The organism is Streptococcus sp. (genome assembly GCF_032481935.1).
Lineage (GTDB): Bacteria > Bacillota > Bacilli > Lactobacillales > Streptococcaceae > Streptococcus.
This window is the reverse complement of the sequence record NZ_JAWERU010000102.1, coordinates 1-1,052: the sequence shown is the minus strand read 5'-3', so window position 1 is coordinate 1,052 and position 1,052 is coordinate 1. Positions and strand designations below refer to the sequence as shown.

Sequence of the window (1,052 nt, the reverse complement as noted above, 5' to 3'; positions counted from 1 at the left end):
GGAACTGCACGTTGTTGTAGGTGTTCACGTCGAAGGCCTGAGTGATGGCCTTACGCACCTGCAGGTCGTCAAGCGGCTTGGACTTGCCGTTGTACTCCAACACGCGGGTCTTGGTGCTGTAGCCGATGCGCAGCTGGGCGTCCTTGACGGAACGGATGGCCTTGATGTCGTCCTTGGTGTAGGCCTCCACGGCGTCGATCTCGCCGTTCTGGAAGGCGGTGTCGGCCATCTGCTTGTAGACGATCTTGTCCAGCTTCGGCTTGTTGCCCCACCACTTCTCGTTCGGCACGAAGGTGACCTGGGAGTCGGAGAAGGAGTCGACCTTGTACGGACCGGCGGCCCACTCGTTGTGCGGGTTCTTCACCCAGCCCTGGGTGAAGGTCTTAGGGTCGGCGGCCTTCGGGTTCACCAGAGCGCTGAAGACTTCCTGCCACGGGTAGTACGGGGTCTTGTAGGTCACCTTGACCTGCTTCGGGCTGTCGCCCTGCTCAACGCTAGCGATACGGTCGAAGCCGTCGGTGCTCGGCGGGTTGTAGTCCGGGTTGGAGCCGTTGTTGGCTTCCCACGTGGCCTTGAAGGCGGTCCAGTCGATGTCGGAGCCGTCGTTCCACTTGGCCTTCGGGTTGATGTCGTACTGCACGACCATCGGGTCCTTGCTCACGAGCTTCATGTCGGTCAGGAAGTCCGGGTTCACCTTAATCGGGGAGCCATTGACCTGGTCGGTCATGAGCAGGCTGGGCTGGTACCAGCTCCACAGCTCGGACATGTAGCCGGTGTTGCCGTCAGAAGACAGGTAGTTCCAGTTCGGGCCGATTTCGACGATGGACAGGGTCAGCGTGCCGCCGTCCTTGACGTTGTCACGGCTCTGGTGGTTGTCGTAACGCTCGGTGACCTTCGGCATGGGCAGGTCGCCGGTGTATGACGAATCGATGCCGGCCGGCGGTTCGGTGGCGCTCGAGGCGTTGCTGGAACCGTTGCCATTGCCCGCGCCGCAGCCGGCAAGCAGCATGGCAAGCGCCGCAGTGGCCGCGGCGAGCGCGGTCAGCTTACGT

General features: G+C 62.4%; 1 protein-coding gene. It reads right to left on the bottom strand.

What is annotated here, in order from left to right:
* Nucleotides 1–1,052 (bottom strand): ABC transporter family substrate-binding protein (locus tag E7C97_RS09555; RefSeq protein WP_316109084.1); only part of this gene is annotated, 1,052 nt, incomplete at both ends.